This window comes from Helicobacter sp. 23-1044 (genome assembly GCF_053654695.1).
Genome location: NZ_JBSIUQ010000026.1, coordinates 1 through 1989, shown reverse-complemented (window position 1 = coordinate 1989; position 1989 = coordinate 1). Strand labels below are relative to the sequence as shown.

The 1989-nt window shown below is 40.8% G+C and carries 3 protein-coding genes; all 3 read left to right on the top strand.

Annotated features, from left to right (window positions below; translation table 11 throughout):
• Positions 1–191, top strand: a 191-nt coding sequence (locus tag ACWIUD_RS12005) for a hypothetical protein (RefSeq protein WP_454149391.1), incomplete at its 5' end; no start/stop codon positions are given.
• Positions 179–1060: an EamA family transporter gene (locus ACWIUD_RS12000; RefSeq protein WP_454149390.1), complete on the top strand. Its 882-nt coding sequence runs from the start codon at positions 179–181 to the stop codon at positions 1058–1060. The genes ACWIUD_RS12005 and ACWIUD_RS12000, both read left to right, overlap by 13 nt.
• Before the next feature lie 385 nt (positions 1061–1445).
• On the top strand, positions 1446–1967 hold the full coding sequence (locus tag ACWIUD_RS11995; RefSeq protein ID WP_454149388.1) for a hypothetical protein: 522 nt from the start codon (positions 1446–1448) through the stop codon (positions 1965–1967).
• Positions 1968–1989: the final 22 nt, after the last annotated feature.

The window sequence follows — 1989 nt, the reverse complement described above, 5'->3', positions numbered from 1 at the left end:
ATCTAAAAACGCACAAAATTTCGCTCCCATTTAATGCCATAAATCACGCAAAATATCTCTCAAACAAAATGGGTATAGCGATTTTGAATATCGCCTTTAATGCCGACTGCGCGGAAATCACGCTTGAATGCGATGATATGCAAATGATGGATTTCGCGAGAAATTTGCAAGGTGCAAAATGCCATATTTAGTCCTAACCACCATCATTTGGGCGTTTTCGTTTCCGCTCATTGGATATTTTATAAGTGGGCAGATGGATAGCTTTTTTGCGGCGTTTTTCCGTGTGTTTTTGGCGTTTTTGGTATTTTTGCCAATGCTTGATTTTACGATTCAAAATGCTTTGAAATTCAAATTATTTGCCATCGGTGCGCTTCAAATTGGCATAATGTATATTTTTTATTACAACTCTTTTGCGTATTTATCAGTCGCCGAAGTCGCGCTATGGACGATATTCACGCCGTTTTATGTGAGTTTGATTTATGATTTATTTGCTGGGCGATTTCGTGCGCTATATCTTTGTAGTATCGCGCTGTGCGTATTTGGCGCAGGTGTGATTAAATATAGTGGCGTAAATGCGGACTTTTGGAAGGGATTTTTGCTTGTGCAGGGCGCAAATATCGCCTTTGGCGCGGGGCAGAGCCTGTATAAAGTGGTGATTGAAAAGCATAAAAATTTAGCGCAAAAAAGCATTTTTGGATATTTTCATTTTGGCGCGATGGTGGTGACAGGGACGGCGTTTGTCGCGCTTGGCGATAAGGACTTTTTACCGCAGAATCTTGCTTCGTGGGCGGTGCTGATATATTTAGGCGTTGTGAGCTCTGGCGTGGGATATTTGTGGTGGAATAAGGGCGCAGTGGCGGTGGATGCGGGATTTTTGGCGTTAATGAATAATGCGCTAATCCCGGCGGCGATTTTGGTGGATTTGCTATTTTATTTCGGCGGATTTGGCGGGGCGAATTTATTTGAATCAAACGCCCTTTGGCGCGTTATTTTTGGCATTTTTTTGATGGCATTATCGCTTGTGATTCACAAAAAAATCATAGATTATTATGAGAAATAACGCGTGATTTTGTGAATTTTGCGTGAATTGCAGAATCTCGCAATTTGCAAAATCTACCCCACCCCCTTAATCCCCAGCGCGCCTTTGGATTTGTGTGAAATGTCAAATCCATAGCGCAAAAACGCACTCAATGTGTTGCAAATCGTAGATTTGCCAAAAGCAATCCAAACCACGCAAATCTAAAAGAATTGCGAATCAATGTCCGAAAAATCAAATCAATAAATTATTAGATTCGCGTGAATCTAGCACAAATTTAGCGGTAGATTCAAAGCAAAACGCCATAAAACCACGCACCACACGCATTAGCACGGCAAATCTAAATATCCCCACGCCCAATCAAAGTGAAATGCAAAAGTGGGTTGATGAGTGGCACAAAGGGCAGACAATGGAAAATTATCGCGAACAAGAAAGTGCGCTATACACGCTATTTCACCGCACTTACCCGCGCAATGATAATTTGGACGAAATTTTGGTTAAAGTCGCCACGCTTAACGACTTTTATAGCACCAATATTTACAATATTTTCGCGGTGGCAAAGCATATAAAGGGCGTTTTGGGCGTTGATTTGCGTTTGCAAAATGGCGATGAAAACCTTGTGGGCGAAATCGCAAAAGTCAGCATAAATGGCAAAGTGAAGCATTTTTACTCATTTGCGACAAAATTCTGCTCTCACCACAATGAAGCGGATTTTGCGATTTATGATAGCTATGTGGAAAAAATGTTGCTTTATTTTCAAAGGCGCGATAGATTTGGCGACTTTAAAAGCGCGGATTTGCGTGATTATGGGCGATTCAAAAAGGCGTTGAATGATTTTAAGGCATTTTATGGTTTGGATTGCGATTTAAAGCAATTAGATATGTATCTTTGGCAAGCAGGGAAAAAGCACTTTGCGAAGTATAAAAAATAAACAGATTCTGCGAATTTTGCTT